The organism is Xanthomonas sp. NCPPB 3959 (assembly GCF_056675575.1).
Window position 1 is genome coordinate 213,305 of record NZ_JBWWVR010000001.1, and the last position, 25,852, is coordinate 239,156.

General features: G+C 64.5%; 23 protein-coding genes. 14 read left to right on the top strand and 9 right to left on the bottom strand.

The features are described 5' to 3' along the window. Positions 1 to 5 precede the first annotated feature (5 nt). Entirely contained in the window at positions 6 to 1,403 is a 1,398-nt protein-coding gene (gene der, locus AC1KVG_RS00860; protein ID WP_006448726.1) for a ribosome biogenesis GTPase Der, read from the top strand. A gap of 209 nt (positions 1,404 to 1,612) precedes the next feature. Next, positions 1,613 to 2,833, top strand: a complete 1,221-nt coding sequence (locus AC1KVG_RS00865) for a molybdopterin molybdotransferase MoeA (protein WP_481093190.1) — start codon at positions 1,613 to 1,615, stop codon at positions 2,831 to 2,833. Between the two features lie 159 nt (positions 2,834 to 2,992). Here AC1KVG_RS00865 and moeB read toward each other — a convergent pair whose 3' ends face one another. After that, positions 2,993 to 4,135 carry a molybdopterin-synthase adenylyltransferase MoeB gene (moeB, locus tag AC1KVG_RS00870; protein ID WP_481093191.1) on the bottom strand — a complete coding sequence of 381 codons (1,143 nt, stop codon included), beginning with the start codon at positions 4,133 to 4,135 and terminating at the stop codon, positions 2,993 to 2,995. A gap of 103 nt (positions 4,136 to 4,238) precedes the next feature. Here moeB and AC1KVG_RS00875 point away from each other — a divergent pair, with 103 nt between their 5' ends. Together AC1KVG_RS00875 and xth are read left to right on the top strand one after the other, a co-directional pair. Next, positions 4,239 to 4,454 (top strand): hypothetical protein, encoded by a 216-nt coding sequence (locus AC1KVG_RS00875; protein ID WP_043889779.1) that lies wholly within the window; start codon positions 4,239 to 4,241, stop codon positions 4,452 to 4,454. Between the two features lie 193 nt (positions 4,455 to 4,647). After that, a complete protein-coding gene (xth, locus tag AC1KVG_RS00880) occupies positions 4,648 to 5,628 on the top strand; it encodes an exodeoxyribonuclease III (protein WP_481093192.1) in 981 nt (326 codons plus the stop codon). Here xth and AC1KVG_RS00885 read toward each other — a convergent pair. Further along, positions 5,621 to 5,896, bottom strand: coding sequence for a hypothetical protein (locus AC1KVG_RS00885; RefSeq protein ID WP_006448719.1), 276 nt, complete (start codon positions 5,894 to 5,896; stop codon positions 5,621 to 5,623). The two genes, xth and AC1KVG_RS00885, sit on opposite strands and share 8 nt — an antisense overlap. Before the next feature lie 203 nt (positions 5,897 to 6,099). On the opposite strand from AC1KVG_RS00885, the gene AC1KVG_RS00890 reads away from it, so the two are divergent. Genes AC1KVG_RS00890 through AC1KVG_RS00900 form a run of 3 tightly spaced genes read left to right on the top strand, consistent with a single transcriptional unit; the run spans position 6,100 to position 8,315 of the window. Next, complete coding sequence (locus AC1KVG_RS00890; RefSeq protein WP_481093193.1) at positions 6,100 to 7,353, top strand: molybdopterin molybdotransferase MoeA; 1,254 nt, start codon at positions 6,100 to 6,102, stop codon at positions 7,351 to 7,353. 46 nt (positions 7,354 to 7,399) lie between these two features. Continuing rightward, positions 7,400 to 7,969: a molybdenum cofactor guanylyltransferase gene (locus tag AC1KVG_RS00895; protein ID WP_481093194.1), complete on the top strand. Its 570-nt coding sequence runs from the start codon at positions 7,400 to 7,402 to the stop codon at positions 7,967 to 7,969. Then, positions 7,953 to 8,315, top strand: coding sequence for a hypothetical protein (locus AC1KVG_RS00900; protein ID WP_006448716.1), 363 nt, complete (start codon positions 7,953 to 7,955; stop codon positions 8,313 to 8,315). Before AC1KVG_RS00895 ends, AC1KVG_RS00900 begins: the two co-directional genes overlap by 17 nt. Before the next feature lie 28 nt (positions 8,316 to 8,343). Here the strand turns inward: AC1KVG_RS00900 and AC1KVG_RS00905 are convergent, their stop codons facing one another. Next, a complete protein-coding gene (locus tag AC1KVG_RS00905; protein ID WP_043889215.1) occupies positions 8,344 to 9,342 on the bottom strand; it encodes an NAD(P)-dependent oxidoreductase in 999 nt (332 codons plus the stop codon). An 82-nt stretch (positions 9,343 to 9,424) separates the two neighbouring features. On the opposite strand from AC1KVG_RS00905, the gene AC1KVG_RS00910 reads away from it, so the two are divergent. The 7 genes from AC1KVG_RS00910 to cobA all read left to right on the top strand — a co-directional run bounded on the left by AC1KVG_RS00910 (position 9,425) and on the right by cobA (position 19,632). Continuing rightward, entirely contained in the window at positions 9,425 to 9,997 is a 573-nt protein-coding gene (locus AC1KVG_RS00910) for an ANTAR domain-containing response regulator (RefSeq protein WP_023904001.1), read from the top strand. Positions 9,998 to 10,001: 4 nt separating this feature from the next. Beyond that, a complete protein-coding gene (locus tag AC1KVG_RS00915; RefSeq protein ID WP_481093195.1) occupies positions 10,002 to 11,075 on the top strand; it encodes a CmpA/NrtA family ABC transporter substrate-binding protein in 1,074 nt (357 codons plus the stop codon). Positions 11,076 to 12,014: 939 nt separating this feature from the next. Next, the gene (locus tag AC1KVG_RS00920) at positions 12,015 to 13,184 is read left to right on the top strand and encodes a nitrate/nitrite transporter (protein ID WP_481093444.1); all 1,170 of its coding nucleotides are present in this window, start codon (positions 12,015 to 12,017) and stop codon (positions 13,182 to 13,184) included. A gap of 23 nt (positions 13,185 to 13,207) precedes the next feature. Continuing rightward, positions 13,208 to 15,661: a nitrite reductase large subunit NirB gene (gene nirB / locus AC1KVG_RS00925; RefSeq protein ID WP_481093196.1), complete on the top strand. Its 2,454-nt coding sequence runs from the start codon at positions 13,208 to 13,210 to the stop codon at positions 15,659 to 15,661. Further along, positions 15,658 to 16,023, top strand: a complete 366-nt coding sequence (nirD, locus tag AC1KVG_RS00930) for a nitrite reductase small subunit NirD (RefSeq protein ID WP_481093197.1) — start codon at positions 15,658 to 15,660, stop codon at positions 16,021 to 16,023. The genes nirB and nirD overlap by 4 nt, the downstream gene beginning before the upstream one ends. Continuing rightward, positions 16,020 to 18,818: a nitrate reductase gene (locus AC1KVG_RS00935; RefSeq protein ID WP_481093198.1), complete on the top strand. Its 2,799-nt coding sequence runs from the start codon at positions 16,020 to 16,022 to the stop codon at positions 18,816 to 18,818. Before nirD ends, AC1KVG_RS00935 begins: the two co-directional genes overlap by 4 nt. Before the next feature lie 67 nt (positions 18,819 to 18,885). Further along, on the top strand, positions 18,886 to 19,632 hold the full coding sequence (gene cobA / locus AC1KVG_RS00940; RefSeq protein WP_481093445.1) for a uroporphyrinogen-III C-methyltransferase: 747 nt from the start codon (positions 18,886 to 18,888) through the stop codon (positions 19,630 to 19,632). A 61-nt stretch (positions 19,633 to 19,693) separates the two neighbouring features. On the opposite strand, the gene AC1KVG_RS00945 is transcribed toward cobA, so the two are convergent. The 6 genes from AC1KVG_RS00945 to AC1KVG_RS00970 are packed head-to-tail and all read right to left on the bottom strand — an operon-like array spanning position 19,694 to position 25,726. Then, positions 19,694 to 20,737, bottom strand: coding sequence for an acyltransferase family protein (locus tag AC1KVG_RS00945; RefSeq protein WP_481093199.1), 1,044 nt, complete (start codon positions 20,735 to 20,737; stop codon positions 19,694 to 19,696). A 44-nt stretch (positions 20,738 to 20,781) separates the two neighbouring features. Continuing rightward, on the bottom strand, positions 20,782 to 22,083 hold the full coding sequence (locus AC1KVG_RS00950) for an NAD(P)H-dependent oxidoreductase (protein ID WP_481093200.1): 1,302 nt from the start codon (positions 22,081 to 22,083) through the stop codon (positions 20,782 to 20,784). Beyond that, positions 22,080 to 22,661 (bottom strand): dTDP-4-dehydrorhamnose 3,5-epimerase, encoded by a 582-nt coding sequence (gene rfbC / locus AC1KVG_RS00955; RefSeq protein ID WP_104551943.1) that lies wholly within the window; start codon positions 22,659 to 22,661, stop codon positions 22,080 to 22,082. The genes AC1KVG_RS00950 and rfbC overlap by 4 nt, the downstream gene beginning before the upstream one ends. Further along, positions 22,658 to 23,707, bottom strand: coding sequence for an NAD-dependent epimerase/dehydratase family protein (locus tag AC1KVG_RS00960; protein WP_481093201.1), 1,050 nt, complete (start codon positions 23,705 to 23,707; stop codon positions 22,658 to 22,660). Before AC1KVG_RS00960 ends, rfbC begins: the two co-directional genes overlap by 4 nt. A 4-nt stretch (positions 23,708 to 23,711) precedes the next feature. After that, on the bottom strand, positions 23,712 to 24,485 hold the full coding sequence (gene rfbF, locus AC1KVG_RS00965; protein ID WP_006451332.1) for a glucose-1-phosphate cytidylyltransferase: 774 nt from the start codon (positions 24,483 to 24,485) through the stop codon (positions 23,712 to 23,714). A 56-nt stretch (positions 24,486 to 24,541) separates the two neighbouring features. Next, positions 24,542 to 25,726, bottom strand: a complete 1,185-nt coding sequence (locus AC1KVG_RS00970) for a glycosyltransferase family protein (RefSeq protein ID WP_481093202.1) — start codon at positions 25,724 to 25,726, stop codon at positions 24,542 to 24,544. Positions 25,727 to 25,852: the final 126 nt, after the last annotated feature.

Below are 25,852 nucleotides of genomic sequence, written 5' to 3' on the forward strand. Positions count from 1 at the left end.
TTGCGATGCTGCCCCTGGTCGCCCTGGTTGGACGGCCCAATGTCGGCAAGTCCACCATTTTCAATGCGCTGACGCGCACCCGTGACGCGCTGGTCCACGACCAGCCCGGCGTCACCCGCGACCGTAACTACGGGGTCTGCCGTCTCGACGAAGAGCGCCCCTTCATCGTCGTCGATACCGGCGGTATCGCCGGTGACGAGGAAGGTCTTGCCGGCGCCACCGCGCGTCAGGCACGTGCCGCTGCCGGCGAAGCCGATCTGGTGCTGTTCGTGGTCGATGGCCGCGAAGGCGCCTCCTCGCTCGACGACGAGATCCTGGCCTGGCTGCGCAAGCTGGCGCGCCCGACCGTGCTGGTCATCAACAAGATCGACGGCACCGACGAAGAAACCGTGCGCTCGGAGTTCGCGCGCTATGGGTTCTCCGATGTGGTGGCGTTGTCTGCCGCGCATCGGCAGGGCATCGACGAGTTGCTCGAAGAAGTCGGTGCGCGCTTGCCTGCCGAAGGTGCCGGCGAGCTGCTGGATACCGACCCGGCGCGTGTGCGCATCGCCTTTGTCGGCCGCCCGAATGTGGGCAAGTCGACGCTGGTCAATCGCCTGCTCGGCGAAGAACGCATGATCGCCTCGGAAGTGCCGGGCACCACGCGCGATTCGATCGCCGTGGACATGGACCGCGACGGGCGTCAATACCGCTTGATCGATACGGCCGGCCTGCGTCGCCGTGGCAAGGTCGAGGAGGCGGTGGAGAAATTCAGCGCGTTCAAGACGCTGCAGGCGATCGAACAATGCCAGGTCGCGGTGCTGATGCTCGATGCCGGCGAAGGCGTCACCGATCAGGACGCGACCATTCTTGGCGCGATCCTGGACGCTGGCCGCGCGTTGGTCGTGGCGATCAACAAGTGGGACGGGCAGAGCGACTATCAGCGTGCGCAGGCCGAAGACCTGCTGTCGCGCAAGTTGGGCTTTGTCAGCTGGGCCGAGGCGGTGCGGATCTCCGCGCTGCATGGCTCGGGCATGCGCGAACTGTTTCAGGCGATCCACCGCGCGCATGCCTCGGCGACGCATGAATTCAGTACCAGCGAAGTCAACCAGGCGCTGGAAATCGCCTACGAGACCAATCCGCCGCCGAGCATCCGTGGTCACGTCTCCAAGCTGCGTTACGTGCATCCGGGTGGCGCAAATCCGCCGACCTTCATCGTGCATGGCACGCGCCTGAAAGTGTTGCCGGAATCGTACAAGCGCTATCTGGAAAACTTCTTCCGTAAGCGTTTCAAGCTGGTCGGCACGCCGGTGCGTTTCATCTTCCGCGAAGGTGCCAATCCGTACGAGGGCAAGAAGAACACGCTCACCGAGCGGCAGGTGGCGCGCAAGCGGCGTTTGATGAAGCACGTCAAGGGCAAGTAGGCAGGCTGCCGCGCTGGGCGTGGCGAGCCATCTTCGACGAGCTGGCATGCATGGCGTGCTAGCTCAAGCTTGGGTCGAGTAATTCGCCTGGAAGCTGCCGTGTTCGCGCGGTTCGTGCTGGCCGGAGTGCCGGCCATGCTCTCTGACGGACAGGTGATCGTGCTGGTCGCCGCTCTGAGCCGGCATGGCGCACTGGTATCCTGCGCGCCATGACCGACTATCCCTCCCGCATTCCGTATGCGCAGGCGCTGCAGATTCTGCAGGCCGTTGCGGCCAACAACCGTCCGCCCGATGAGAACATCGCCACCGCGCGTGCCGATGGGCGGATTTCCGCTGCCGATCTGATTGCACCGCTGGCACTACCGCCATTCGCCAACAGCGCGATGGACGGCTTTGCGTTGCGGCATGCCGATGTCGCTGACGGCGATGCGTCGTTGCAACTGGTCGGCGAACAATTCGCTGGCGAGCGTTGGAGCGGCACGCTCAGCGCAGGCCAATGTCTGCGCATCACCACCGGCGCGCCGCTGCCCGATGGCGCCGACACCGTGATCCCGAAGGAAGATGCAGACGAGCGCGATGGTGTTGTGCGTTTCCGCACGATGCCTGCGTTGGGCGCGGCGGTGCGTCTGGCCGGCAGCGACGTGCGCGCGGGCGATCTGGTGATCCAGAGCGGGCAGGTGTTGACGCCTGCCCGCATCGGGTTGGCGGCGGCGCTCGGGCTGTCGCGGCTTGCAGTGGCACCAAGGCCGACTATCGCGGTGCTGGCCACCGGCGATGAGTTGGTGGAGCCTGGCATGCCGCTGGGGCCGGGGCAGATCTACAACAGCAATCGCGACATGTTGATGGCGCAGCTACGGGCCCTGGGTTACGCGCCGACGGCATGGCCGACCTTGCCGGACGATCCGCAGCGGATCCGCACCATGCTGGAAGATGCAGCCGCTGCATTCGATGTGGTGATCACCTGCGGCGGCGTCTCGGCCGGGGAAAAAGACTATCTGCCGCAGCTGATTGGCGAACTGGGCCGCATCCACTTCTGGCGCGTGCGCATGCGCCCGGGCATGCCGGCGGTGCTGGGGCAGATCGGCCGCTGTCTGGTGCTGGGTTTGCCGGGCAATCCGGTGTCGGTGCTGGCGACGCTGATCGCCTACGGTGTGCCGCTGCTGGATGGCTTGCAGGGACGCAGCGAACCGCGTCCGGTGTGGCATGCAGCGCTGGCAGGCCCGTGGGAAAAGCGCCACGAACGCCTGGAGTTTTTGCGCGGACGGCTGGAGTGCGGCGAGGACGGGCGGTTGACCGCGCTGCCGCATCGCGGCGATGCGTCGCATCTGTTGCGTGGTGCGGCCGATAGCAATGCACTGATCGTGTTGCCGGAGCCGGCACGACGCTTCGAGGCAGGCGAGATCGTGCGGGTGATTCCTTACGCGCTTTGATCGCTCACTGGAGCAGTGGCGAACAACACGTGGCGGTAGCTCTCACGCGCGCGTGCGGCAAGCGTGTAGGTGGCAGGTCGAAGCGCTGCGGCCGGGCTGGTGTGCCATGACGCCCGCTCAGGCCTGGCTGACGCTACGCAGTCGATTTAAGTGCCGCTTTCAGCCGACTGCGCTGCCGCAGAACGCGGCGTAGTCGGCATAGCCGGGGAACGCGGTGCCAGGCGCGCAGACCGGGCAATGCGGATCGGGTGGCAGACGGATTTCGCGAAAGCGCATGGCCAAGGCATCGAAGCTGAGCAGGCGCCCGGTCAGGCTGTCGCCGATGCCCAGCAGCAACTTGATCGCTTCGCTGGCTTGCAGCAATCCGATGACGCCAGGCAGCACGCCGAGAACGCCGGCGTCGGCGCAGCTGGGCGCAAACTCCGGCGGTGGTGGTTCGGGAAACAGGCAGCGATAGCAGGGCGCATGACCGCGGTTGCGGCCGGCATCGAACACACTCAATTGCCCTTCGAACTGCTGCACTGCGCCGTAGACCAACGGTTTGCCGAGTTTGACGCAGGCATCGTTGAGCAGATAACGCGCAGGAAAATTGTCCGCACCGTCGATCACCACATCCACGTCCTGCAGCAATGCTTCGACATTGCTGGCGGTGACGCGTGTCTGCAGCGCGTCGACCTGCACGCGTGGGTTGAGTGCGGCGATGCGCTGCGCAGCCGAGGCGACTTTCGCGATGCCCACGCTGTCTTCGGTGTGCAGAATCTGGCGCTGCAGATTGCTGCGATCCACCATATCGTCGTCGGCGATGCGCAGATGGCCAACACCGGCAGCGGCAAGGTAAAACGCAGCCGGCGAGCCAAGCCCGCCCGCGCCGACCAGCAAGACGCGCGCGCGCGCCAGCCGCTGCTGGCCTTCCAGACCGACCTGCGGCAGGCGTAGATGGCGCGAATAGCGCTCTAGAAAATCCTGTTCGTCCGCCGGCAGCGTGGGCCGCACCAGCGGCAGGCCGTCGTTCGTCCACGCGGTGGTTCCGCCGAGTACCGAAGACACCGCTGTATAGCCGTGCGCACGCAGCACCTCGGCCGTCTGCGCAGAGCGCTTGCCGCTTTGGCAGATCACTACGATCTCGCGTGTGTGCTCGGGCAGATGCCGTGCGGGTGCAGTTTCCAGATCGCTCTGCACGATGGCCAGTGCGCCTTCGGCCTGGCCGCTGGCGCGTTCGTGCAGTTGCCGGATATCGATCAACAAGGCGCCCTGCATGGCACGAGCGCGGGCGTCGGCGGGAGTGATGTCGTGGCTGCTCATGCCGCTATTGTCGCGCAAACACCGATACGGCGATGTGCTGGCTGACGGCGTTGGCATCAGGCTCACCGAGGTCGCGGTAGCGTGGAGGCAAAAGGAGACAGTCATGACACCTGAGATCGATGCGCAACTGAAACACCTCGCCGACGAATTGCCCGATATCCGACGCCAGCACCCGGATGATTTCTGGGATGTCTTCCATGCACGTGCGGAGACGATCACAGCGAAGGCCGATTCGACAGAACAAGCCGCACAGATCGTCAAGCGGATCGACGAGATGCTTGCGGCCCATCAGCTCGGGCCTGCGGACCCCGGAGCTTGAGTAAGCGTTTCGCGTTGCAAGGCCGATAAAACTGGTTTGGCAGTGCTTGCTGCTTCGGCATTCACTGCTGAGCTAACTGTGCGGCATGGCCTTCACATGGGCGGGTACGCAAAGGCTTCACCTCGCTTGAGCATCGGCTTCATGCGGCTGCAGCCATTGTCGTTACCTTACGCAAAGGGCCGCTCGCATCCCCATGTCAGCCACCACACGCAAGATCGCCACCTTCAACGTCAATGGCATCCATAGCCGGCTGCCACATCTGCTGGAATGGCTGCAGCGCGAGCAACCGGATATCGTCGGCTTGCAGGAGCTCAAAGCCACGCAGGAGGCGTTTCCGGAACAGGCGATCCGTGACGCCGGCTATGGGGTGATCTGGCAGGGCGAGAAGTCGTGGAATGGTGTGGCCCTGCTTGCACGGGGCGCAGACCCGGTGGAGATTCGTCGCGGCCTGCCGTGGGACCCAGGCGATAGGCAAAGCCGCTATCTGGAAGCTGCGATTCACGGCGTGGTGGTGGCGTGTCTGTATCTGCCCAACGGCAATCCGCAGCCGGGACCGAAGTTCGATTACAAGCTCGCCTGGTTTCAGCGCTTGATCCGCCATGCCAAGACCTTGGTCGAATTGCCGCATCCGGTGGCCTTGATCGGCGATTTCAACGTGGTGCCGACCGATGCGGATATCTACGACCCCAAGGGTTGGCGCAAGGATGCGTTGCTGCAGCCCGAAAGTCGCCAGGCATATGCAGCGCTGTTGCAGCAAGGCTGGACCGACAGCTTGCTGGCCGTGCATGGCGATACACCCATCTACACGTTCTGGGATTATTTTCGCCAGCACTTTGCGCGTGACCGCGGTTTGCGTATCGATCATCTACTGCTCAATCGCACGCTGGCGCCCGGCTTGCAGGATGCCGGCGTGGACAAGTGGGTGCGCGCCCTGGAGAAGGCCAGCGACCATGCGCCGACCTGGATCAGCGTGCGTGTGCCGGATGCAGTTGCAGAGACAGTGGTGGATACCGAGGCTGCGTCGAAGCCGCGCAAGCGTGCAGCTGTAAAAAAAACGCCTGTGCGCGCAACGGAAAAGAAAAGCGCATCGAAGGCCGCCGCCAAGAAGGCCGCAGCAAAAAAAACGCCACCCCGCACTACCAAGCCGCGCAAGGCAGCCAAGCGCGTCAGCTGATGCCACGCAGCTGGCGATGCTTGATCCGTTGCAGCACATAGCCGGTGATGGCGGTCAGCAGGATCAGTGCATTGCTGACGATAAACACCGCATTCCCGACCAGATAGCTGTAAACGATAAACAACACCGAGGCGCTGATCTGACCGACAAACAACCAGCGCGAGACACCCTGTGCCGCAGGCGACTGCCATTGCTTGTAAATCTGGCGGATCAAGGTGGCGATCAGAACGGCGCTGGCGAGCCAGCCAACAAGGTCGACGAATTGCATGGTGTGCAAAGATAAAAAACTGCCTGCAAGTGTGCGGCGCAGCGTGTTGACGATGCGTTCGAGCAGCGTCGAGCGCTGGGGTGATCGCGTGATCGGTCACTGGTGCATTCGCCGTCGCAACGCTGTCGCGGCATGCCTGTACCAGCCGCGCTGGAGGCCGGTATCCTAGCCAGGTCATCCATCGGTCGGCAGTCGCCTTGCTCATGATCAGCTACGCCGAAGCCCTTGCACTGATCCATCAGCAGGTCGCCACGCTTGCCAGCGAGTGGGTGGACAGTGCGGATGCGCAAGGCCGCGTGCTTGCGCAGGCATTGTCGAGCCCGGCCGAGCTGCCGGCTTTCGACAACAGTGCGATGGATGGATTTGCGCTGGTCACCGATGGCCGTGGCGCAATGACCGCAAGTGAGCACACGGTCGGTGGCACCGTTGCCGCAGGCGAAGATGCGGGTGGGATTACGGCAGGCGCCGCCTGGGAAATCATGACCGGTGCCGGCTTGCCTGCAGGTGCGGATGCCGTGGTGCCGATCGAACAGGTGGAGCTGCTGGCGCATGACGGCGCACGCCCCAGCCGCATCCGGCTGCTCGCCGATGTGCGCGTGGGCCAGCACATTCGCCGACGCGGTGAAGATGTGGCCTTGCACGATCGCGTGATCGAGGCCGGTACGGTGCTGCGCGGTGCGCATCTGATGCTGCTGGCCGGGCTGGGCTGCGCGCGGGTGCAGATGGTGCGGCGCCCGCGTGTGGCCTTGATCGCGACCGGCCGCGAATTGGTCGGCGATCCTGCGCAGCCGCTGCAGCCCGGCCAGATCCGCGATGGCACCAGCAGCTATCTGCTCAGTCAGTTGCATGCAGCCGGTGCCGAACTGGTGTGGCGAGGGCAGGTGGGCGATGACGCTGCCGCCTTCGATGCGGCGCTCGCGCAAGCGCGACATGCGGGAGCCGACGTGATTCTGAGCACCGGTGCGGTGTCGCGTGGTCGCTACGATTTCGTGCCGGATGCGTTGGCGCGACATGGGGCGGCGTTGCTATTTCATAAGGTGGCGGTGCGGCCAGGCAAGCCGGTGTTGTTGGCGCGCTTTGCGGACGGCGCGCTGTATTTCGGTTTGCCGGGCAACCCGATGGCCAGCGCCGCCGGGCTGCGTTTTTTTGTCGAGCCGGCTTTGCGTGGTTTGCTGGGCATGCCCATAGAGCGCGGTTTGCGTGTTGCGCTGCACACACCGATGCATGCACGACCGATCTGGCGGCAGCACCTGCGCGCGCGTTTGAACTGCAGCGATGCCGGTGTGCTGTGCGTGCAGATCTTGCCGCAGCAAGAGTCGTTTCGAGTGGCGCCGTTGTTGCAGGCCAATGTGTGGGCGGTGCTGGAGCCGCAGGACGATGGCGCCGCGCCCAGTACGACGGCGCAGGTGTTCGGCCTGGGGCATCTGCAGCCGGCTGCACCGGCGATTGCGCCATGAGCGTGTGCCGGCACGCAGCGCGACGCAGTGCCTGCGAGCAGACGGCATGACCGCCACAAACCCGTGGATCGGTGTGGTGCTGGCCGGCGGCCGTTCCTCGCGCATGGGCCAGGACAAGGCCCTGCTGCCGTGGCGCGGGCGTCCATTGGTTGCGCATATGCAGGCATTGCTGCGCGATGCCGGCGCGCTGGATGTAGTGATTAGCGGCGATCGTCCGGGCTATGCCGGGATTGCCGATGCGCAGCCGGATCTGGGGCCGCTGGGCGGTCTGGCCAGCGTGATCGATCATGTGGCCGATGCAACGACACTTGTGGTGGTACCGGTCGACATGCCGCTGCTGTCCAAACCATTGCTGGAGCGACTGCTGGCGCCACCACCGCAACGCTGCGCCGCTTTCGAAGACGAGATGTTGCCGATGCGTCTGTGCGTGGATGACGTTGTGCGTGAGGCGCTATCGGCATTGATGGCCGGCGCTGCATCGTCACGCTCGCTGCGCGCCTTGCAGCGTTCACTGCAATGCCATCGCGTGGCTGTCACCGCCAGCGAACGCGGCGCGTTCGTCAATTGCAATACGCCCGAGCAGTGGAGTCAGCTCAGTCATGAAAATCCAGATTGAAGGTCAGCAGCTGCGCTTTCGCATCGACGAAGCCGAATTGGCCGAGTTGCTTGCCGGGCGCACGGTCGATAACGAAAGCCGCTTGCCGAGCGGGCAGGGCGCGCGATTGGTGCGCCACAGCGTGAGCCTGACCGGCGGTCACGCGGCCTGCAACTGCGCCACCGATCATTGGCAGTTGTCGGTGCCGCGCGATGCGCTGGAGGAGCATGCACGGCAGTTGCCCAGCCGCGACGGGCTGAGTTTCAGCTTCGATGCCGGGGCTGGCCATGCCGAACACACGGCGTTACGCGTGACCTTCGATATCGACGTGCGCGACAGTGCGCGCAAGCGGTTTCCGAAAGCGTGATCCAGCTGCGGCCGCAGCTGCGTGCCGCTTATGCGTTGGCGTGCATGTGCATGGCAATGCCGGGCACGCGATCACACGCCAGGCCCCGCGCATGCAGCGCTGCTTCAATCGCAGCAGCATCGGCATCGCTGTAGCCGGCGCCGCTGCGCAACGCGACCACGTGCAGTCCTTCTGTCGCCAGTTCCAGCAACAGATGCCGTTGTGCATCGGCATCGCGCGGCAAGGCGCGGCGTGAGGCATCGCGACGCGCCAGTTCCAGCACCGCATCGGGGATGTCGTCGCCGATCAGCAGCACGTCGGCCAGATTCATCGCGCGTAGCGCTTTCAAGGTGAGCAGGCCGGGATCGCCCGGGCCGGTGCCGACCAGTTGCACGCTGCCACGCGCCGGCACCGCGCCGGCATCGTCCAGTGCCGCGGTGAACGCGGTTTCGGCGGCGTCATCGTTGCCGGCCTGCAGCAGCAGCGGCACGTCGCCATCGATGACGCGATCGAACCAGCGCCTGCGCCGATTCATATCGGGGAACTGGCTGCGGATGCGCTCGCGGTGACGCGCAAATAGTCCAGCGAAGCGGCCGACCGAGGCATCCAGCTCGCGCTCCAGCCGTTCGCGCAGACGCCGTGCCAGCATCGGGGCAGCGCCTGCGGAGGAGATGGCGATGACCAGCGGGTCGCGGTCCACGATCGCCGGCACCTGGTAGGTCGACAGCTCTGCATCGTCCACCACATTGACCAAGCGCTGACGCGCGCCGGCGGCAGTGGCGACACGTTGATTCAAGTCCGCGTCGTCGGTGGCGGCGACCACCAGCCACACATCGTCGATCCAGGCTGGATCGAATTCGCCGCCCAACTGCTCGAAGCGACCGGCTTGCATCAACACATCGAGTTCCGGCGAGAGCGCATGCGCATACAGACGGATCTGCGCGCCGGCCTTGAGCAGGGCGAGCACCTTACGCGTGGCAACCTCGCCACCGCCGATCACCAACACGGGGCGCGCTTGCAGGTTTGCGAACAACGGGAACAACGGCATCAGACGGACTCCGAAAAGATGACTCGCACCGACAGCATGTTGCATGGCACCATCCAGCCACGTCCACGCCTCGCCGCCGCCAATGCGTGTTTTGCTGGTCAACGATACCGAAAAGCCGATTGGCGAACTGCGCCAGGCATTGACGCGCGCCGGTTATACGGTGCTCGACGATGTGGCCTCGGTCGGTGCGTTGCTGCATGCGGTGCAGAGCCAGCAGCCGGATGTGGTGGTGATCGATGTGGACTCGCCTTCGCGCGATACCTTGGAGCAACTGTCGATGCTGCACGCGCATGCGCCGCGCCCGGTGGTGATGTTTTCCGGCGATGGCGACGATGCGTTGATCCATGCGGCCGTTGGCGCCGGTGTCACTGCGTATGTGGTTGATGGCCTGGCACCGGCGCGGCTGGCGCCGATCGTGCAAGTGGCGCTTGCCCGATTCGCGCAGGAAAGCAGCATGCGCAAACGTCTGGACGATGTGCAGCAAGCGCTGCAGGACCGCAAGCAGATCGATCGCGCCAAGGGCCTGCTGATGGAAAAACGTGGGCTGAGCGAGGCCGACGCCTACGCGGCGCTGCGCCAGCAAGCGATGAAGCAGGGCGTCAAACTGGCCGAAGTGGCGCGACGCATCGTGGCCATGGCCGAGTTGTTGGGATGAACACATGAGCCAAGCCAACCTCCCCGTATTGCACGTGGCCTACATGCCGCTGATCGATTGCGCACCGCTGATCGCGGCGCAACGGCTGGGCCTGGACCGTGCGCATGGCTTGCAGTTGGAGCTGCAGCGTCAGGCGTCATGGGCCGGCGTGCGCGACCGTCTGCTCGCCGGCGAGGTCGATGCGGCGCATGCCTTGGCCAGCCTGGTGTATGCGATCGATCTCGGCATTGCCGGGCCGCAATGCCCGATGGCGTTGTTGATGACGCTCAACCACAACGGCCAGGCGATCACGCTGGCACCTGCGCTCGCGCAGGCCTTGGCTGATGGTCACGCGTTGCCGCAGGTGCTGACCGGTCTGGGCCGCCGTGCGGTGTTTGCGCAGACCTTTCCCACCGGTACGCATGCGTTGTGGCTGTATTACTGGCTGGCCGCGTGCGGGGTTGACCCGATGCGGGATGTGGATGTGCTCAGCATTCCGCCGCCGCAGATGCCCGAGGCCTTGGCTAGCGGGCTGGTCGATGGCTATTGTTCCGGCGAGCCATGGGCCGCAGTGGCCGAGGCGCAGGGCAGCGGTCGCCGCGTGATCCGCAGTGGGGAGTTGTGGGCGGGCCATCCGGAAAAAGTGCTGGCCTGCCGGCGCGAGTTCGCCGCGCTGCAACCGGAGTTGACCGAGCGCCTGACCGCCTGCGTGCTGGAAGCCTGTCGCTGGCTGGATACGGCGCCGGGCAATCGTGCGCAGTGTGCGCAATGGTTGGCCGAGCCGCAGCATATCGGTGTGTCTGCCGCGCATCTGGCTGCGTGTCTGGACGCCGATGTCGAGATTCATGCGAACGCTGCGACGGCGCTGGCCTTTCATCGCAATGGTGCGGTGAACATGCCGTGGCTGTCGGATGGCGAGTGGTTCCTGACCCAGTTTCAGCGCTGGGGCTGGCATGACATCCACGACGACGACATCGCGCGGCTGCGCGACATCCATCGGCTGGACAACTATCGTCGCGCGGCAGCCCGCGTGGGTGTGGCTGTGCCGGACGACGATCATCGCAGCAATCGGTTGTTCGATACGCTCCAGGGCGAATGACTACATGACCGTGTTAGCGCTGTGCTGGAGCGCGTTACCGGCAAGGCAACCGGCATGGACCCGCATACACTACGAACTCTTGCGCATGCTTGCACTCGCCTGACGCCTGACGCCTGACGCCTGACGCTTGACGCTTGAGTTGGTTGTGGAGCTATCGATCTGTGGCTTTGCTGGAGGGCCCTTGCCCGCCCACCATCGCGGGACACGCCGCAAGTACGTCCATGTAGGCTCTTACGCGGCATCCATGCCGCGTAAGGTCCCGCGACGGTGGGCGGGCAAGGACCAGTCGAGTTGGTCGGTTTGCATGGCTTTTAACAAAGCAGCCAGGAAACTCTCTGGTGCGGTGTCCTCGCCGCTTGCGGGACCGTGTGGCGGCATGGATGCCGCCACCGAGCCTCCACGGACGGATTCACGGCGTGTCCCGCGAGCGGCGAGGGCACCGCGCGCTCGACTAACTATGCTTTTGACCTAGACATTCGATCGGTGTGCACGCGTGCTAGATGAGGCTTCCGAGCACCAGCCGTGCAGGAGTTTTGTTCGGCGCTATCAGGCGTGCCAATCGGCAGAGCAGGTGGTACACGACGCACGCTGTTGGTGCATTGCTGCACGAAAGACGGGAATGGTGGGCTGCACTGGCGTGTCGACAGGCCGTCGTTAAGTGGGATGCGCTGCATCCAAACCACTATTTTTCAATGACTTGTATTGCCGTGATGCTCAGGTGAGCAAGTTGGCACGTTGATTGCGTAGTGATTACGTGCAGGTGCAACGGCGTGCCTGCAACAACACGAACACGATGCAGTGGATCAACGGCGATCCGCACGCATCCAGGACAACGGCGTCCTTCCGGTTTTACCGGAGGGGCGCCGTTTTTTTTTGGCCATCGCATTCGAAGAGGTCTCTATGCAGCGCTCGTTCTGGCGATCCGGGCACACGCCCACCTTGTTCGCATCCTTTCTGTATTTCGACCTGAGCTTCATGGTGTGGTATCTGCTTGGTCCGCTGCAGGTGCCGATCGCGCAAGCGCTCGGACTGGATACGCAGCAGCGCGCCTTGATGGTGGCGGTGCCGATTCTGTGTGGGGCAGTGTTGCGGCTGGTGCTGGGCATGCTGGCCGACCGCATCGGTGCCAAGCGCGCTGGCGTTGTCGCACAACTTGCGGTGATTGCCTCGTTGTTCGGTGCATGGCAGTTGGGCGTGCACAGCATGGGGCAGGTGTTGTTGCTGGGCGTGTTGCTCGGCATTGCCGGCGCCTCGTTCGCCGTGGCGCTGCCGCTGGCCTCGCGCTGGTATCCGCCCGAGCATCAGGGCACCGCGATGGGCATCGCCGGTGCGGGGAATTCGGGTACGGTGCTGGCTGCATTGTTCGCACCGATGCTGGCGTTGGCGTTCGGTTATCAGAACGTGTTTGGGCTAGCGTGCATTCCATTACTGCTGACGCTGATCGTGTTCGTCTTGATCGCGAAAGAAGCACCCGCGCCGGTCGCGCGCAAGCGCTGGGCCGACTATGGCCGCGTGCTGGTGGGCAACCGCGATGCGTGGCGCTTCATGATTTTCTACTCGGTGACGTTTGGTGGGTTTTCCGGGTTTGCCAGTGCCTTGCCTGGCTACTTCCACGATCAGTTCGGCTTCGATGCGCGCACTGCAGGGTGGGCGACGGCTGCCTGCGTGTTGGCGGGGTCGGTGATGCGTCCGCTGGGTGGCGTGATTGCCGACCGCGTCGGCGGCACGCGTGCCTTGCTTACGGTCTATCTGTTGGTTGCCGCGTTGGTGGGCATCGCAGGTTTCGGTGCCGGCGGCGCGATGGTGACGCTGGCGTTGTTCGTGTTGACCCTGCTGTGCCTGGGCGCCGGCAATGGTGCGGTGTTTCAACTGGTACCGCAGCGGTTTGCGCAGGACATCGGGGTGATGACCGGCTTGATCGGCATGGCTGGCGGCATCGGCGGATTTGCGCTTGCTGCAGGCTTGGGCGTGCTCAAGCAGCACACCGGCAGCTATGCGATCGGCATGTGGTTGTTCGCGGCCTTCGCACTCGGTGGTTGGGCGCTGCTGGCCGGGGTCAAGACGCAATGGCGTAGCGAATGGACCACCGCTGGCGCGGCGCGCGTCTGAACATGTCGACAGGAATCCAGGCAATGAAGCAACCCAGACTCGTCGTCATCGGCAATGGCATGGCCGGCATCCGCACCGTGGAGGAACTGCTCAAGCTGATGCCGGGCATGTACCAGATCACCGTGTTCGGCGCCGAGCCGCATCCCAACTACAACCGCATTCTGTTGTCGCCGGTGTTAGCCGGCGAGCAGGAGTTCGACGATATCGTGCTCAATCCGTTGCAGTGGTACCAGGACAACGGCATCCACCTGCACTTGAACAAGGAAGTCACGCGCATCGATCGGGTACGTCGCCGCGTGATTGCCGCCGATGGCACCGAGGCCGAATACGACCGCTTGTTGATCGCCACCGGTTCGGTGCCGTTCGTGTTGCCGATTCCCGGTAACGACTTGAAGGGTGTGATCGGATACCGCGATATCCAGGACACGCGCACGATGATCGCTACCGCGCGCACCAAGCAGCACGCGGTGGTGATCGGCGGCGGTTTGCTCGGTCTGGAAGCGGCCAATGGCCTGAAAGTGCGCGGGATGGACGTGACCGTGGTGCACCTGGCCGGTTGGTTGCTGGAGCGTCAGCTCGACCCGGTGGCTGGTGGTTTGTTGCAGCAGGCGCTGCGTGCACGCGGACTGGAGTTCAAGCTGAGTACTGCGACCAGTGCGCTGCTGGGCAATGCGCAGGGCGAGGTGATCGGCGTGAAGTTCGCCGATGGCAGCGAGATCCCGGCCGATCTGGTGGTGATGGCGGCGGGCATTCGCCCGAACACGCGGCTTGCCGAAGAAGCCGGCATCCATTGCTCGCGCGGCATCGTGGTCAACGACAGTCTGCAGAGCTTCGACCCGCGTGTGTATGCGGTGGGCGAGTGCGCGAATCATCGTGGTATTGCGTACGGCCTGGTGGCGCCGTTGTTCGAGCAGGCCAAGGTGTGCGCGAATCATCTGGCGCAGTTCGGCATCGGCATCTATCGCGGTTCGGTGGCCTCGACCAAGCTCAAGGTCACCGGCATCGATCTGTTCTCGGCTGGCGATTTCATGGGTGGCGATGGCTGCGAGGAGATCGTGCTGTCCGACCCGGCTGGCGGGGTCTACAAGAAACTGGTGATCCGCGACGACGTGCTGGTCGGCGCATGCCTGTATGGCGACACCAGCGATGGAGGCTGGTATTTCAAGTTGCTCAAGGACGGCACGCCGATCCAGGCGCAGCGCGATCAATTGATCTTCGGCGAAAGCGCGTTGGGCGATGCCGGCACCGGCGGGCAGGACCGTGCGAGTGCGATGGCTGATAGCGACGAGGTCTGCGGCTGCAATGGCGTGTGCAAGGGCACGATCGTGAAAGCGATCAGCGAGCAAGGCCTGTTCACCGTCGACGACGTCAAGAAGAACACCAAGGCGGCGAGTTCGTGCGGGTCGTGTACCGGGCTGGTCGAGCAGATCCTGATGAACTGCCTGGGTTCCAACTTCCAGGAAACCCCGAAAACCAAGGCGGTTTGCGCATGTACGGACCTGAGCCATGGCGAAGTGCGGCGCGCCATTCGCGAACACAAGTTGCTGACCCATGCGCAGGCCTACGCCTTCATGGAATGGCGCACGCCCAACGGTTGCGCCACCTGCCGGCCGGCGATCAACTACTACATGTTGTCGACCTGGCCGCATGAGGCGATCGACGACCCGCAATCGCGTTTCATCAACGAGCGTGCGCACGCCAACATTCAGAAAGACGGCACATTCTCGGTGATTCCGCAGATGAAGGGCGGGGTGACCAATGCCAGCGAGCTGCGCCGCATTGCCGATGTGGCCGACAAATATGCGGTGCCGATGGTCAAGGTGACCGGCGGCCAACGCATCGATCTGCTCGGGGTCAAGAAAGAGGATCTGGTGGATGTGTGGCGTGATCTGGGCATGCAGTCCGGGCATGCCTACGGCAAGTCGATCCGCACGGTGAAGACCTGCGTGGGCAGCGAGTTCTGCCGCTTCGGCACCCAGAACAGCACGCAGATGGGCATCGATCTGGAAACCATGCTGGCCAATATGTGGAGCCCGCACAAGGTGAAGCTGGCGGTGTCCGGTTGCCCGCGCAACTGCGCCGAATCCGGCATCAAGGATGTGGGCATCATTGCGGTGGATTCGGGCTGGGAGCTGCATATCGGCGGCAATGGCGGGATCAAGACCGAGGTCGCCCGTTTCCTGGTCAAGGTGACTACCGCCGACGAAGTGCGTGAGTACACCGGTGCGTTCTTGCAGCTGTATCGCGAGCAAGCCTACTACCTGGATCGCACCGTGCACTACATCGCACGCGTGGGGCTGGATTACATCCGTGCACAAGTGGTCGATGACGCGGCCAACCGACGTGCGCTGTACGAGCGGCTGCTGTATTCGCTGGAAGGCCTGGTCGACCCGTGGAAGGCGCGCATCGCGGGCGAACGCCGGCAGGAATACCAACCGCTGCGCATCGCTGCGCCAGCTGTAACGGTGGAGGAATGAGCATGCAGCAAAGCGCGTGGATCCGCGTGTGTGCATTGCAGGAGCTGCCTGCATTGGGCGCGCGCGTACTCGATATTGACGGCATTCCGCCGATTGCCTTGTTCCGCACTGCCAGCGATCAGGTGTTCGCGCTGCGCGACCGTTGCCCGCATAAGGGCGGGCCGTTGTCGCAGGGCATCGTGGCCGGCGAAACCGTGACTTGCCCGTTGCATGGGTGGGCGATTGCCTTGCAGAGCGGCCAGGCCTGCGCACCGGATGTGGGCTGCGCGCCGCGTTACCCGGTCAAGGTGGAAGCCGACGCGGTGTGGATCGTGTTGCAGCCGGTGTCGCAACCCGACGCAATCGCCGAGCCAGCCGCATGAGCGAAGGTCTGCAGCCCGCATCAAGCGGCGAGGCGATGCAGCCGCACATGTCCTCGCCGATGCATCGCATCACACGTTCGACCTGCTGCTACTGCGGCGTTGGCTGCGGGGTACTGATCCACAGCGAGCACGACACCAATGGTGAGCGCATCGTCGGGATCGAAGGCGACCCGTTGCATCCGGCCAATCACGGGCGCTTGTGCAGCAAGGGCCTGGCGTTGCCGCAGACGGTTGCCAGTACGCAGGGGCGCGTGCTTGAACCCAAGCTGCGTCGTCATCGGCAGGCACCGCGTGCGGCGGTGAGCTGGGATCAGGCGTTGAGCCACGTCACCAACAAGCTGGCGGCGATCATCGAGGAGCATGGCCCGGATGCGGTGGCGTTCTATCTCTCCGGGCAGTTATTGACCGAGGACTATTACGTCTTCAACAAGCTCGCCAAGGGCTTGCTCGGCACCAACAATATCGACACCAATTCGCGCCTGTGCATGTCCAGCGCGGTCACCGGCTACAAGCTCGCCCTGGGCGCCGACGGCCCGCCGACCTGTTACGAAGATCTGGAGCTGGCCCAGACGGTGCTGTTTGCCGGCAGCAACATGGCGTATGCGCATCCGGTGCTGTTTCGCCGGTTGGAAGAGGCGCGCGCACGCAATCCCGAAATTCGCTGGATCGTGATCGATCCGCGTCGCACCGACACCGCGGCCATGGCCGACCTGCACCTGGCGATCGAGCCCGGAACCGACGTCGCACTGTTCAACGGCATGCTGCATCACCTGATCTGGGAGGGTCTGGTGGATGCGCGTTTCGTTGCGGCGCATACCGAGGATTTCGACGCCCTCAAGCACATGCTGCGCGAATACACCCCGCGCATGAGCGCCGAGATCTGCGGGATCTCGCATGAGGACCTGGTGCAGGCGGCCGAGTGGTTCGGGCGCAGTCCGGCGGCGTTGTCGCTGTATTGCATGGGCTTGAATCAATCCGCGCATGGCACCGACAAGAATCTGGCCTTGATCAACCTGCATCTGGCGACGGGGCAGATCGGCAAGCCTGGCGCCGGACCGTTTTCGCTGACCGGCCAACCCAATGCAATGGGTGGGCGCGAGGTCGGCGGCATGGCGACGATGCTGGCGGCGCATCGCGAGATCGGCAATGCCGACGACCGTGCGGAACTGGAACGCCTGTGGAACTTGCCTGCCGGCCGTCTGAGCGCCACTGCAGGCACGCCCGCGGTGCAGTTGTTCGAGCGCCTGCGTGCCGGCACGTTGAAGGCAGTGTGGATCGTGTGCACCAACCCCGTGCATTCGATGCCGGAGGTGGAGGGCATCCGCGCCGCACTGGAACAGGCCGAGCTGGTGATCGTGCAGGACGCGTTTTCCGGCACCGACACCGTGCCCTATGCCGATGTGCTGCTGCCGGCGGCCAGCTGGGGCGAGAAGGACGGCACCGTGACCAACTCCGAGCGCCGCATCACCCGCGTGCGCAAGGCGGTGGAGGCGCCGGGCCAGGCACGTGCGGACTGGTGGATCGCGCGCGAAGTGGCACGCCGGCTCGAAGCGCGTCTTGCACCTGCCAGCGGCGCAGGCTTGTTTGCGTCCGACAGCACCGCGCAGATCTTCGACGAGCATCGTGCGCTGACGGTGGGCCGCGATCTGGATATCGGCGGGCTGGATTACGCGATGCTGGATTGCGGGCCGCAGCAATGGCCGTTTCCTGCCGGTGCCTCGCACGGGCAGGTGCGGCGCTATACCGATGGCGTGTTCGCCACCAGCAACGGACGCGCGCGCTTCCACGCCACGCCGTATCGCAAGGTTGCCGAGCCGACCTCGGCGCGGTTTCCGATGCGGCTGCTGACCGGCCGCCTGCGCGATCAGTGGCACGGCATGTCGCGCAGTGGGCGTGTGCCTGCGGCGTTTGCGCATAGCCCGGAACCGGCGTTGCGCATGCATCCGGACGACGCGACGCGACGCGGTCTGGTCGCGGGCGAACTGGTGCAGATTGCGAGCAAGCGCGGCGCGCTGGTGCTGCCGCTGGAACTCTCAGACGAACTGCGCTCGGGCACCGTGTTCGCCGCGATGCATTGGAGTGGGCAGAGCCTGTCCAGTGGCGGCATCAATGAAGTGAGCAGCCCGGCGGTGGATGCGCGCTCGCAGCAGCCCGAGCTCAAGCACGCAGCGGTGCGCGTGGAGAAGGCCGTGTTCGGCTGGCATCTGCTCGCGGCCCGGCGCGGTAATGCGTTGGCCTTGCAACAGACGCTGCAGCCGCTGTTGCGCGACTGCGGCTATGCATCGCTGCGGCTGCATGCCGAGCCGCTGGCGGAGGCGGGCGGGAACTGGGCGGTGTTGCATGCCGCCTGCGAACGCGCACCGGAGGCGCAATGGATCGATCGCCTGGTCGCCGCCTTGCAGCTGCCGTCCGGCGCGGACGTACTGGAATACCGCGACCTGCGCCGCGGCCTGATGCGCCGCGTTGGCTGGCGCATGCAGGACGGTCACAGCCATATCGATGGCTTGCTGCTCACTGCCGCGCAGCCCAGCGAGGCCAATCACGCCTTGCTTGCCACCGCATTGGCAGGCAACGCGTGGCGTGGTCCGCGACTGGCAGTGTTTGCGCAGACGCAACGCGCGCCTAGCGACCCGATCGTGTGCACCTGCATGCAGGTGTCGACGTCTGCGATTCATGCCGCCATCGACGACGGCGCCGATCTGGATCAGCTCAAACAACGCCTGGGCTGCGGCAGCGTCTGCGGTTCCTGCGTTCCGCAACTCACCCGGCTATGCCGGCAACCACGGCTCGCCTGAGCGCACGTCCTTACCTTCACACACTGCGAGATCTCTCATGTCCGTCATTGTTTCCTGCGCGCGCGATGTGGTGTTGTTGTCTGCCGGCCCCGGCGATCTGGAACTGCTCACGATCAAGGCGGTCAAGGCGCTTGCTGCCGCGCAAGTGGTGTTGCTGGACGATCTGGCCAACCCGGACATCGTCGAACTCGCACCGCAGGCGCGGGTGATCCGGGTCGGCAAGCGCGGTGGTTGTAGATCGACGCCGCAAGACTTCATCTGCCGGCTGATGCGGCGCTACGCCTTGCAGGGCTTGCGCGTGGTGCGCGTCAAAGGTGGCGATGCACTCCTGTTCGGTCGAGCAGGGGAGGAAATCAGCTTCCTGCGCCGCGCCGGGGTGGGTGTGCAGATCATCAACGGCGTCAGTGCCGCATTCGCCGCCGCCTCCGCGCTGGAAGTGTCGTTGACCCACCGCAGCCATTGCCACGGCATCACCTTCGTCACCGCGCATACGCACGATCACGGCGAGCCGAATTGGGGCGCACTTGCTGCCAGCGGCACGACGCTGGGGATCTACATGGGGCTGCGGCGCGCCGATGCATTGGCCAGTGCCTTGCTCGCGCATCTGCCCGCAAGCACGCCGGCCGCGATCGTGCAGGCCGCCACACGTCCCGAGCAGCAACGCCGGCTCACCACATTGGGCGAGCTTGGAAGCACCGCTGCGGCACTGCTGCCGGGTTTGCCGACATTGCTGCTGGTGGGCACTGCGTTATCCGAGGCGGCAGCGCAGTGCGACGATCGTTTCGGCGTGATGTTGGAGCAGGCGGTGGGCTGAGCGCGATTTCAAAACGGGGGTCTGCAACGTTGTGTGCGCCGCTTCATCGCGAAAAAGATGCTCACTGCACAACGCGACGTGCCAACAGGCGACGCGCATGCCGCAATGCGATGCGCTCGCAACACAGGTGATAGACCACGCCGAGCAGTAGCGCAGCGCTCACGCTGAGCAGCAGGTTCACCGGCCAGGTGGCCAGCGGCCCGAGTCGGCGTGTGGTGCGCGCCACCAGCGACATCAGCGGCATATGCACCAGGTAGATGGCGTACGACGCATTGCCGAGCAACAGCAGGGTCGGGCCGATGCGCAGCCAGCCGCGCCATTCGGCCCGCACCAGGCCGACCAATACGCCGGCGATCGCCAGGCCGAGCAGCGGCGAATGCACGCGTTGCATGCCATCGAGCACGAAGCACATCAACGCGACGACCGCGACAGCACTGCTGACCCAGACAGTCCATGGTGCAGTGCTCAGCACCGCGCGCGCGGCCAGCATGCCGAAGACGAATTCCAGGGTGATGGGATGCAGCAGCAGTGCACGCCAGGACAGATCGACCGGCTGTGCAAACGGTGCGCCAACTGCCGCGTAAAGCAACGTCACGCTCGCCCAGAGTGCCGCGCAGCGCAACGGATGCCCGCTGCGAAAGAACAACCACGCCAGCGCGTAGAACATCAGCTCGTAACTCAGCGTCCACGCCACGCCCAGGGCGGAGGCTCCATCGACCGGCAGCAGGGTCAGCGTGGCAAACCACGACCAACCCATGTCGCCATCATCCAGGCTGGGCCGCAGCGTGTACGCCAGCGCCAACACAACCCCCACCGGCCAATACGGCAGATAGATGCGGCTGATGCGGCTGCCGGCATAGTCGCGGCTCCAGCCTAGCGTGCCCGCGCTGGCGTGGTTGACGTAGTAGATGATGAAGCCCGACAGCACGAAGAAAAAATCCACGCCCAGATAGCCATGCGCCAATGCCGCAGCCAGCCATGCGGGTAACGGCTGCACCAGGTGCGTGGTGGGCAGGACGCTGTGGCTGAGTACCACCATCATCGCGGCCAGCGCACGCCCGGCCTGCAGGATGCGGATGGTGGGACGGGCAGGCAGCGCTGCCATCGGCTGCGATATCGGCACGCGGACGCAGGCCGATGTCTCTGCGCTCAGGCAGCCATTTCCGCAGCGTCGGCAAAGACGCTGGCCTGTTCCGCACGTAGCCGGTCGATCAGGCGGTTGGCCGGCAACTGCACGTCGTCGTAGGTCAGCACCTGGTCCTTGGCCACCGCATGCCGCAGCACGCAGCCTTCGGCCACGCCCATCGGCAGCAGCCGTGCGTTTGCGGTGCTATCGGCGCGCTCGCATTGGCCGTAGCTCATGTAGCCGCCGAGCCCGTCGATGGTTTCGCCGGTGGCCAGGTCGCGTTTGGCGGTGGCGATCACTTCCACCAGCGGCGCACCCAATGGTTGCAGCACCGCATCGCCGAGCAGCACCACGCGCGCCACCGACAACGGCACCTCGAAATGGCAAAGGTGATACGGCGTGTAGAAGCTGTACAGCGGGCCTTCGCCGAGCTTGTAGAGATTGAGGTAGTGCTGCTGTTTGGCATCGTCGTGACTGGCCAGCACGAACACGCCGGGCGAGGGCAGGGCGCCCACCACGTAATCCACCGCGCCGCCCACTGCACGTAACGCCTCGATGTCGTAGCGCGTGGTCAATGCGTCCACATGCCCGCGATGCTCATAGCCGGTCATGCCGCGCTGCAGGATCGACATGCCGGTGCCGTTGGCCACGATCGCCTGTTCAAAGCTGATCTTGGTGCCATCGGCAAAACTGGTGACCATATGCGGGTCCTGGCCCCACTTCGCGGCGAAACCGGCTTGTGTCGCCGGTGTGCGATACGGGTCCTGCAAGCCTTTGATATTGCCGCACAGCAGCGGCGTCAAACCGATCGAGCGCACGAACCGATACAGGTTCATCTGCACGCCGGGCTGGTCGCCATCGCAGGCGCTGAAGATCACTCCGGCCGCATCGGCCTTGCGCTTGAGCAGCGGGCCGACGGTACCGTCGAGCTCGGCGTTCATCGTGACCATGTGGCGGCCATGGGCGATGGCGCCCAGGCTGATGTGCGCGCCGTACTCGATGGCGCCGGTGGCATCGATCAGGCAATCCAGTGCGTCGCATTCGTAGACCAATGCAGGGTCATCGGTCACTGCAGGAATGCCGGCAGCGATCTGGCGCTTCAATTCGGTGGCGCCATCGACCACACGAGCATGCTGGCCGGCCTGGCGATACGCCTCCAGCGCCTTGTCCACGCTGCGGTTGCAGATCACCGACACCCGCATGCCCGGCACCGAGTGCGCGATCTGGTTGACGATGCCGCGTGCCATGAAGCCTGCCCCGTACAGGCCAACCCGCAATGGGCGACCTGCGTCGGCGCGTGCCTGCAAGAGACGATCGATATTCATGCGCGCTCCTTCTGGGTAAGCCCGGCAAGCTGCGCAATGCCGTGCTGGTGTTCGTTGAAGTCTGGCCAGGCGGCATCCTTGTCGGACACCAGCTGCGGCTCGAGCGGCCACTGCAGGCCCAGACGTGGATCGTTCCAGCGCAAGCCGCGCTCGGCCTGCGGCGTGTACATCGCACTGGCGAAGTAGAAGGCTTCGGTCTGCGGCTGCAAGGTGATGAAGCCATGTGCAAAGCCGCGCGGCACATACAGCGCCAGACGATTGTCCGCAGTCAATTCGGTGCCGTACCACTGCAGGTAGGTGCGCGAATCCGGGCGCAGATCCACGATCGCATCCCATAGCCCACCGCGAATGCAGCGCACGATCTTGACCTCGGCGGCAGGCGGCAATTGGTAGTGCATGCCGCGCAAGGTGCCGGCCTGCGCGTTGAACGAGTTGTTGACCTGCACGAACTGATCGACCAGGCCGGCCTGCGCCATTTCCTGTGTGCAAAACACCCTTGCAAACCAACCGCGCGCATCGCCGCGTTGCTGCGGCTCGATCACAAACGCGCCTGCCAGCGGAGTAGGGTGAAAGATCATGCAGCCACCCTCAGATCCGCTGCGAGGATGCCGGCATCGACCAACTGCTGCAGGATGCGCAGCCGGATGAAGTCCGAGCTCTGGCGGAAGTCGCCATCGGTGAAGCCGGCGCGCTGCAGATCGTCGCGGAGTTCGGTGATGGTGGAGCGCAGGGTTTCCTGCGGTTGATGCTCGGGGGCTAGCCGTTCGAACAGGGAAAAATCCACACGATACGAGCGGCTGTCGGCCGGCGCGTTGCTGGAGATCGACACCTTCGCGCTGGGAATCGCCACACCGACCGCATGCGCCAAATCGCGTACCTGTACATTCCAGCGTGCCGAGCCGGCATTGACGAACAGAAACTGCCCACCGGCCAGCGGTGTGCGGCTCAATGCCCAGTCGATGGCGCGCGCCATATCGCGCACATGGATCAACGGTCGCCACGGCGAGCCATCCGACAGTACCTCTACGGTGCCGTTGGCCACGGCGCTGGCGACGAAATCGTTGAGCACCAGGTCCAGCCGCAGGCGTGGCGAGGCGCCGCAGGCAGTGGCAAAACGCAGGCAGGTGATCACCATGTCGGTGTCCAGCTGCGCAAGCGCACGTTCGGTATCGATCTTGGAATGCGCATACGCGGTCAGCGGGGCGATGGCGCTGGTTTCCGAGCGCGGCGTGCCATCGGCGGCTGCCCCATACACGCTGCAGCTGGAGGCGAACACGAAGTGGCGCACGCCGGCCTGTGCGGCGGCATGTGCCACGGCAACGCTCGCCTTGCAGTTGATCGCGTCGGTGACCAGCTCGAAGCGCTTGCCCATCGCATCGTTGGAGATCGCCGCCAGGTGCACCACCGCGTCGAAACCCTGCAGTTGCTGCGCGGTGAGGTCGCGCACATCGCCGAACCACTGTTGGTCCAGCACCACTTCCGGCAGGCGGCGCGGGTCGGACAGGCAATGCGCGAACCAGCCGCGATCCAGCCCCACCAACCAGGCCTGCGGATAGCGTTGTCGCAAATGGGCGGCCACTACCGGCCCGATATAGCCCATGTTGCCGGTGATCAGAATGCGCATGCTGTTACTCCCACACGCGCCACGGCGCGCGATTGGACGACCAGAGGGTTTCGAGATGATTGCGGTCGCGCAGTGTGTCCATCGGCTGCCAGAACCCGTCGTGGCGATAGACGCTCAACTCGTCGCGGTCGACCAGCGTTTCCAGCGGGCTGTTTTCCCACACGGTGGCATCGTCTTCGATCACATCGATCACGCGTGGGTCCAGCACGAAAAAACCGCCGTTGATCAAACCGTCGCCATCCAGCGGTTTTTCGCGGAAGCCGGTGACATGTTCGCCTTCCACCCGCAGCGCGCCGAAGCGGCCGGGCGGTTGCACGGCAGTGACCGTGGCAAGCCGGCCTTCGCGTTGATGCAGCGCGATGGCTGCACCGATATCCACATCGGCCACGCCATCGCCGTAGGTCATGCAAAACGCCGATTCGCCACGCAGATGCTCGCGCACGCGGCGCAGCCGGCCGCCGGTCATGGTCTGCGCACCGGTGTCCACCAGCGTCACCCGCCAGGGTTCGGCACGGGTGTTATGCAAGGTGGTCGTATTGCTGCCGAGGTCGCAGGTCACATCCGATTCGCGCATGTGATAGTTCATGAAAAAATCCTTGATCACTTCGCCGCGGTACCCCAAACACACGACGAAATCCTGGATGCCGTGGTGCGCGTAGATTTTCATGATGTGCCACAGGATCGGTTTGCCGCCGATTTCCACCATGGGCTTGGGGCGTATGGCGGTTTCTTCGGAAATGCGCGTTCCCAGTCCGCCAGCCAGAATGACTGCTTTCATTGATACGTCCTTTGGGGCTGGAGCTTTGCGTGATGCCGGAGCACTGCGATGCAACGTTATGCGGTCATGCTCAGCACGGGTGCCGGGGAGCAGGCAGCGTGTTCGGCCATGGCCGCCAGGTTGTCGAGCATGGAAAAACGCTCAGCCATCAACGCCGGGCGAGGCAGCTGCAGCGTCTGCAGAATCTGCGCCCACCGGTGCGCCCAGTCGTGCCGGCGTAGCGATTGCACGGTGTTGTGCAGGCGTGCGCGATCCAGCCGCTCGCTCTGCTGTTCCAGATCGTGCAGAAACTGGCCGATGTCGCGGACGTCTGATGGCAGATCGATGACCGCATCGTCCCAATCGAAGAACTGCCGGAATTCGGGGCAGCCCTGCGCAGAACCCAGCACGATCGCGCCGCCTGCGGCACCTTCGAAATAGCGCGTGGCCAAGGCCTGTTTTTTCACGCCCTTGAAGAAGCCTGCCGTGTCGACAGTGAAGTCGTGGGCCATGAAGAACTTGGCGCGCTTGATCATGGCGCTCGATTGCAGGCGGTGCGCAGCCCAGTCCTGCACCGCACCGCCGCGTAGCACGTCGTGCAGATAGAAAAATCCTGGGTTGGCCTGTGCATGCGCCAGCAATTGCGCATGCACCTGCGGCACGCGCCGGCCAATGCTGACCACATCGATGCAGCGCTGTGGCGCACGCGGCAGTGGGGTTGCCAACAAGGTGTCGCACGCGCTGGCCAGAAACGACACCGGTGTGCTGGTGTAGCCACGCAGCGCATCCACGCAGCTGGCATTGAGCACGAAGACATGATCGAACTGATCGAGCAGTTTCAATTCGGTCTTTTGCGATTCCAGCAGCTCAGGCCAGGTTTCCAGCAGGTACACCACACGCGTGCGGCAGCGCTTGCGCCAGCCGTCCATGCGTCCGAGCGCGCTCAGCTCTCTGGGGAACTGGCACACGTAGAAAAACAGGTCGTAGTCCTGCTCGACGTTGCGTGGCTGTGCATTGGAGAGGGCAGGCCGCCCGCTCAACCGATGCAGTGCAGAGGCGCCGCGATGCTTCAGTTCGTTGAGCAGATACGACACACCCGGATTGACCCCGCGCCCGCTGGTGTACTCCGCTGCGGGCGGGCACAGCAGATCTGCATGTTCCAGGCTGCCGATGACATTGAGCAAGGCATAGGCCTGCCCGTTGAAGGCCTCTGGCCAGGCCTGGTAATTGGAGGCCAGCAGGACCGAGCGCGTTGCGTCCATCGATACTCCTTCGGTGATCGCACCTGCCAACCGGCCGCGACTGCTTTTACTCGGGTGGGTAAAACAACGCACGCCTCAGACCAAGGCCAGGAAAACGTTCGTCGCCTCGCATCACTGTGCGGTTCA

Bases quoted from the DNA above. Each gene is read 5' to 3' on its own strand.
- rfbF (WP_006451332.1), bottom strand. From the start codon at position 24,485: ATGAAAGCAGTCATTCTGGCTGGCGGACTGGGAACGCGCATTTCCGAA.
- AC1KVG_RS00865 (WP_481093190.1), top strand. From the start codon at position 1,613: ATGACCGACTATCCCTCCCGCATTCCGTATGCGCAGGCGCTGCAGATT.
- AC1KVG_RS00935 (WP_481093198.1), top strand. From the start codon at position 16,020: ATGAGCGAAGGTCTGCAGCCCGCATCAAGCGGCGAGGCGATGCAGCCG.
- AC1KVG_RS00900 (WP_006448716.1), top strand. From the start codon at position 7,953: ATGAAAATCCAGATTGAAGGTCAGCAGCTGCGCTTTCGCATCGACGAA.
- rfbC (WP_104551943.1), bottom strand. From the start codon at position 22,661: ATGATCTTTCACCCTACTCCGCTGGCAGGCGCGTTTGTGATCGAGCCG.
- nirD (WP_481093197.1), top strand. From the start codon at position 15,658: ATGAGCATGCAGCAAAGCGCGTGGATCCGCGTGTGTGCATTGCAGGAG.
- AC1KVG_RS00910 (WP_023904001.1), top strand. From the start codon at position 9,425: ATGCGTGTTTTGCTGGTCAACGATACCGAAAAGCCGATTGGCGAACTG.
- AC1KVG_RS00875 (WP_043889779.1), top strand. From the start codon at position 4,239: ATGACACCTGAGATCGATGCGCAACTGAAACACCTCGCCGACGAATTG.
- AC1KVG_RS00950 (WP_481093200.1), bottom strand. From the start codon at position 22,083: ATGAATATCGATCGTCTCTTGCAGGCACGCGCCGACGCAGGTCGCCCA.
- AC1KVG_RS00895 (WP_481093194.1), top strand. From the start codon at position 7,400: ATGACCGCCACAAACCCGTGGATCGGTGTGGTGCTGGCCGGCGGCCGT.
- AC1KVG_RS00945 (WP_481093199.1), bottom strand. From the start codon at position 20,737: ATGGCAGCGCTGCCTGCCCGTCCCACCATCCGCATCCTGCAGGCCGGG.
- moeB (WP_481093191.1), bottom strand. From the start codon at position 4,135: ATGAGCAGCCACGACATCACTCCCGCCGACGCCCGCGCTCGTGCCATG.
- nirB (WP_481093196.1), top strand. From the start codon at position 13,208: ATGAAGCAACCCAGACTCGTCGTCATCGGCAATGGCATGGCCGGCATC.
- xth (WP_481093192.1), top strand. From the start codon at position 4,648: ATGTCAGCCACCACACGCAAGATCGCCACCTTCAACGTCAATGGCATC.
- AC1KVG_RS00915 (WP_481093195.1), top strand. From the start codon at position 10,002: ATGAGCCAAGCCAACCTCCCCGTATTGCACGTGGCCTACATGCCGCTG.
- AC1KVG_RS00905 (WP_043889215.1), bottom strand. From the start codon at position 9,342: ATGCCGTTGTTCCCGTTGTTCGCAAACCTGCAAGCGCGCCCCGTGTTG.
- AC1KVG_RS00890 (WP_481093193.1), top strand. From the start codon at position 6,100: ATGATCAGCTACGCCGAAGCCCTTGCACTGATCCATCAGCAGGTCGCC.
- AC1KVG_RS00885 (WP_006448719.1), bottom strand. From the start codon at position 5,896: ATGCAATTCGTCGACCTTGTTGGCTGGCTCGCCAGCGCCGTTCTGATC.
- AC1KVG_RS00970 (WP_481093202.1), bottom strand. From the start codon at position 25,726: ATGGACGCAACGCGCTCGGTCCTGCTGGCCTCCAATTACCAGGCCTGG.
- AC1KVG_RS00960 (WP_481093201.1), bottom strand. From the start codon at position 23,707: ATGCGCATTCTGATCACCGGCAACATGGGCTATATCGGGCCGGTAGTG.
- der (WP_006448726.1), top strand. From the start codon at position 6: ATGCTGCCCCTGGTCGCCCTGGTTGGACGGCCCAATGTCGGCAAGTCC.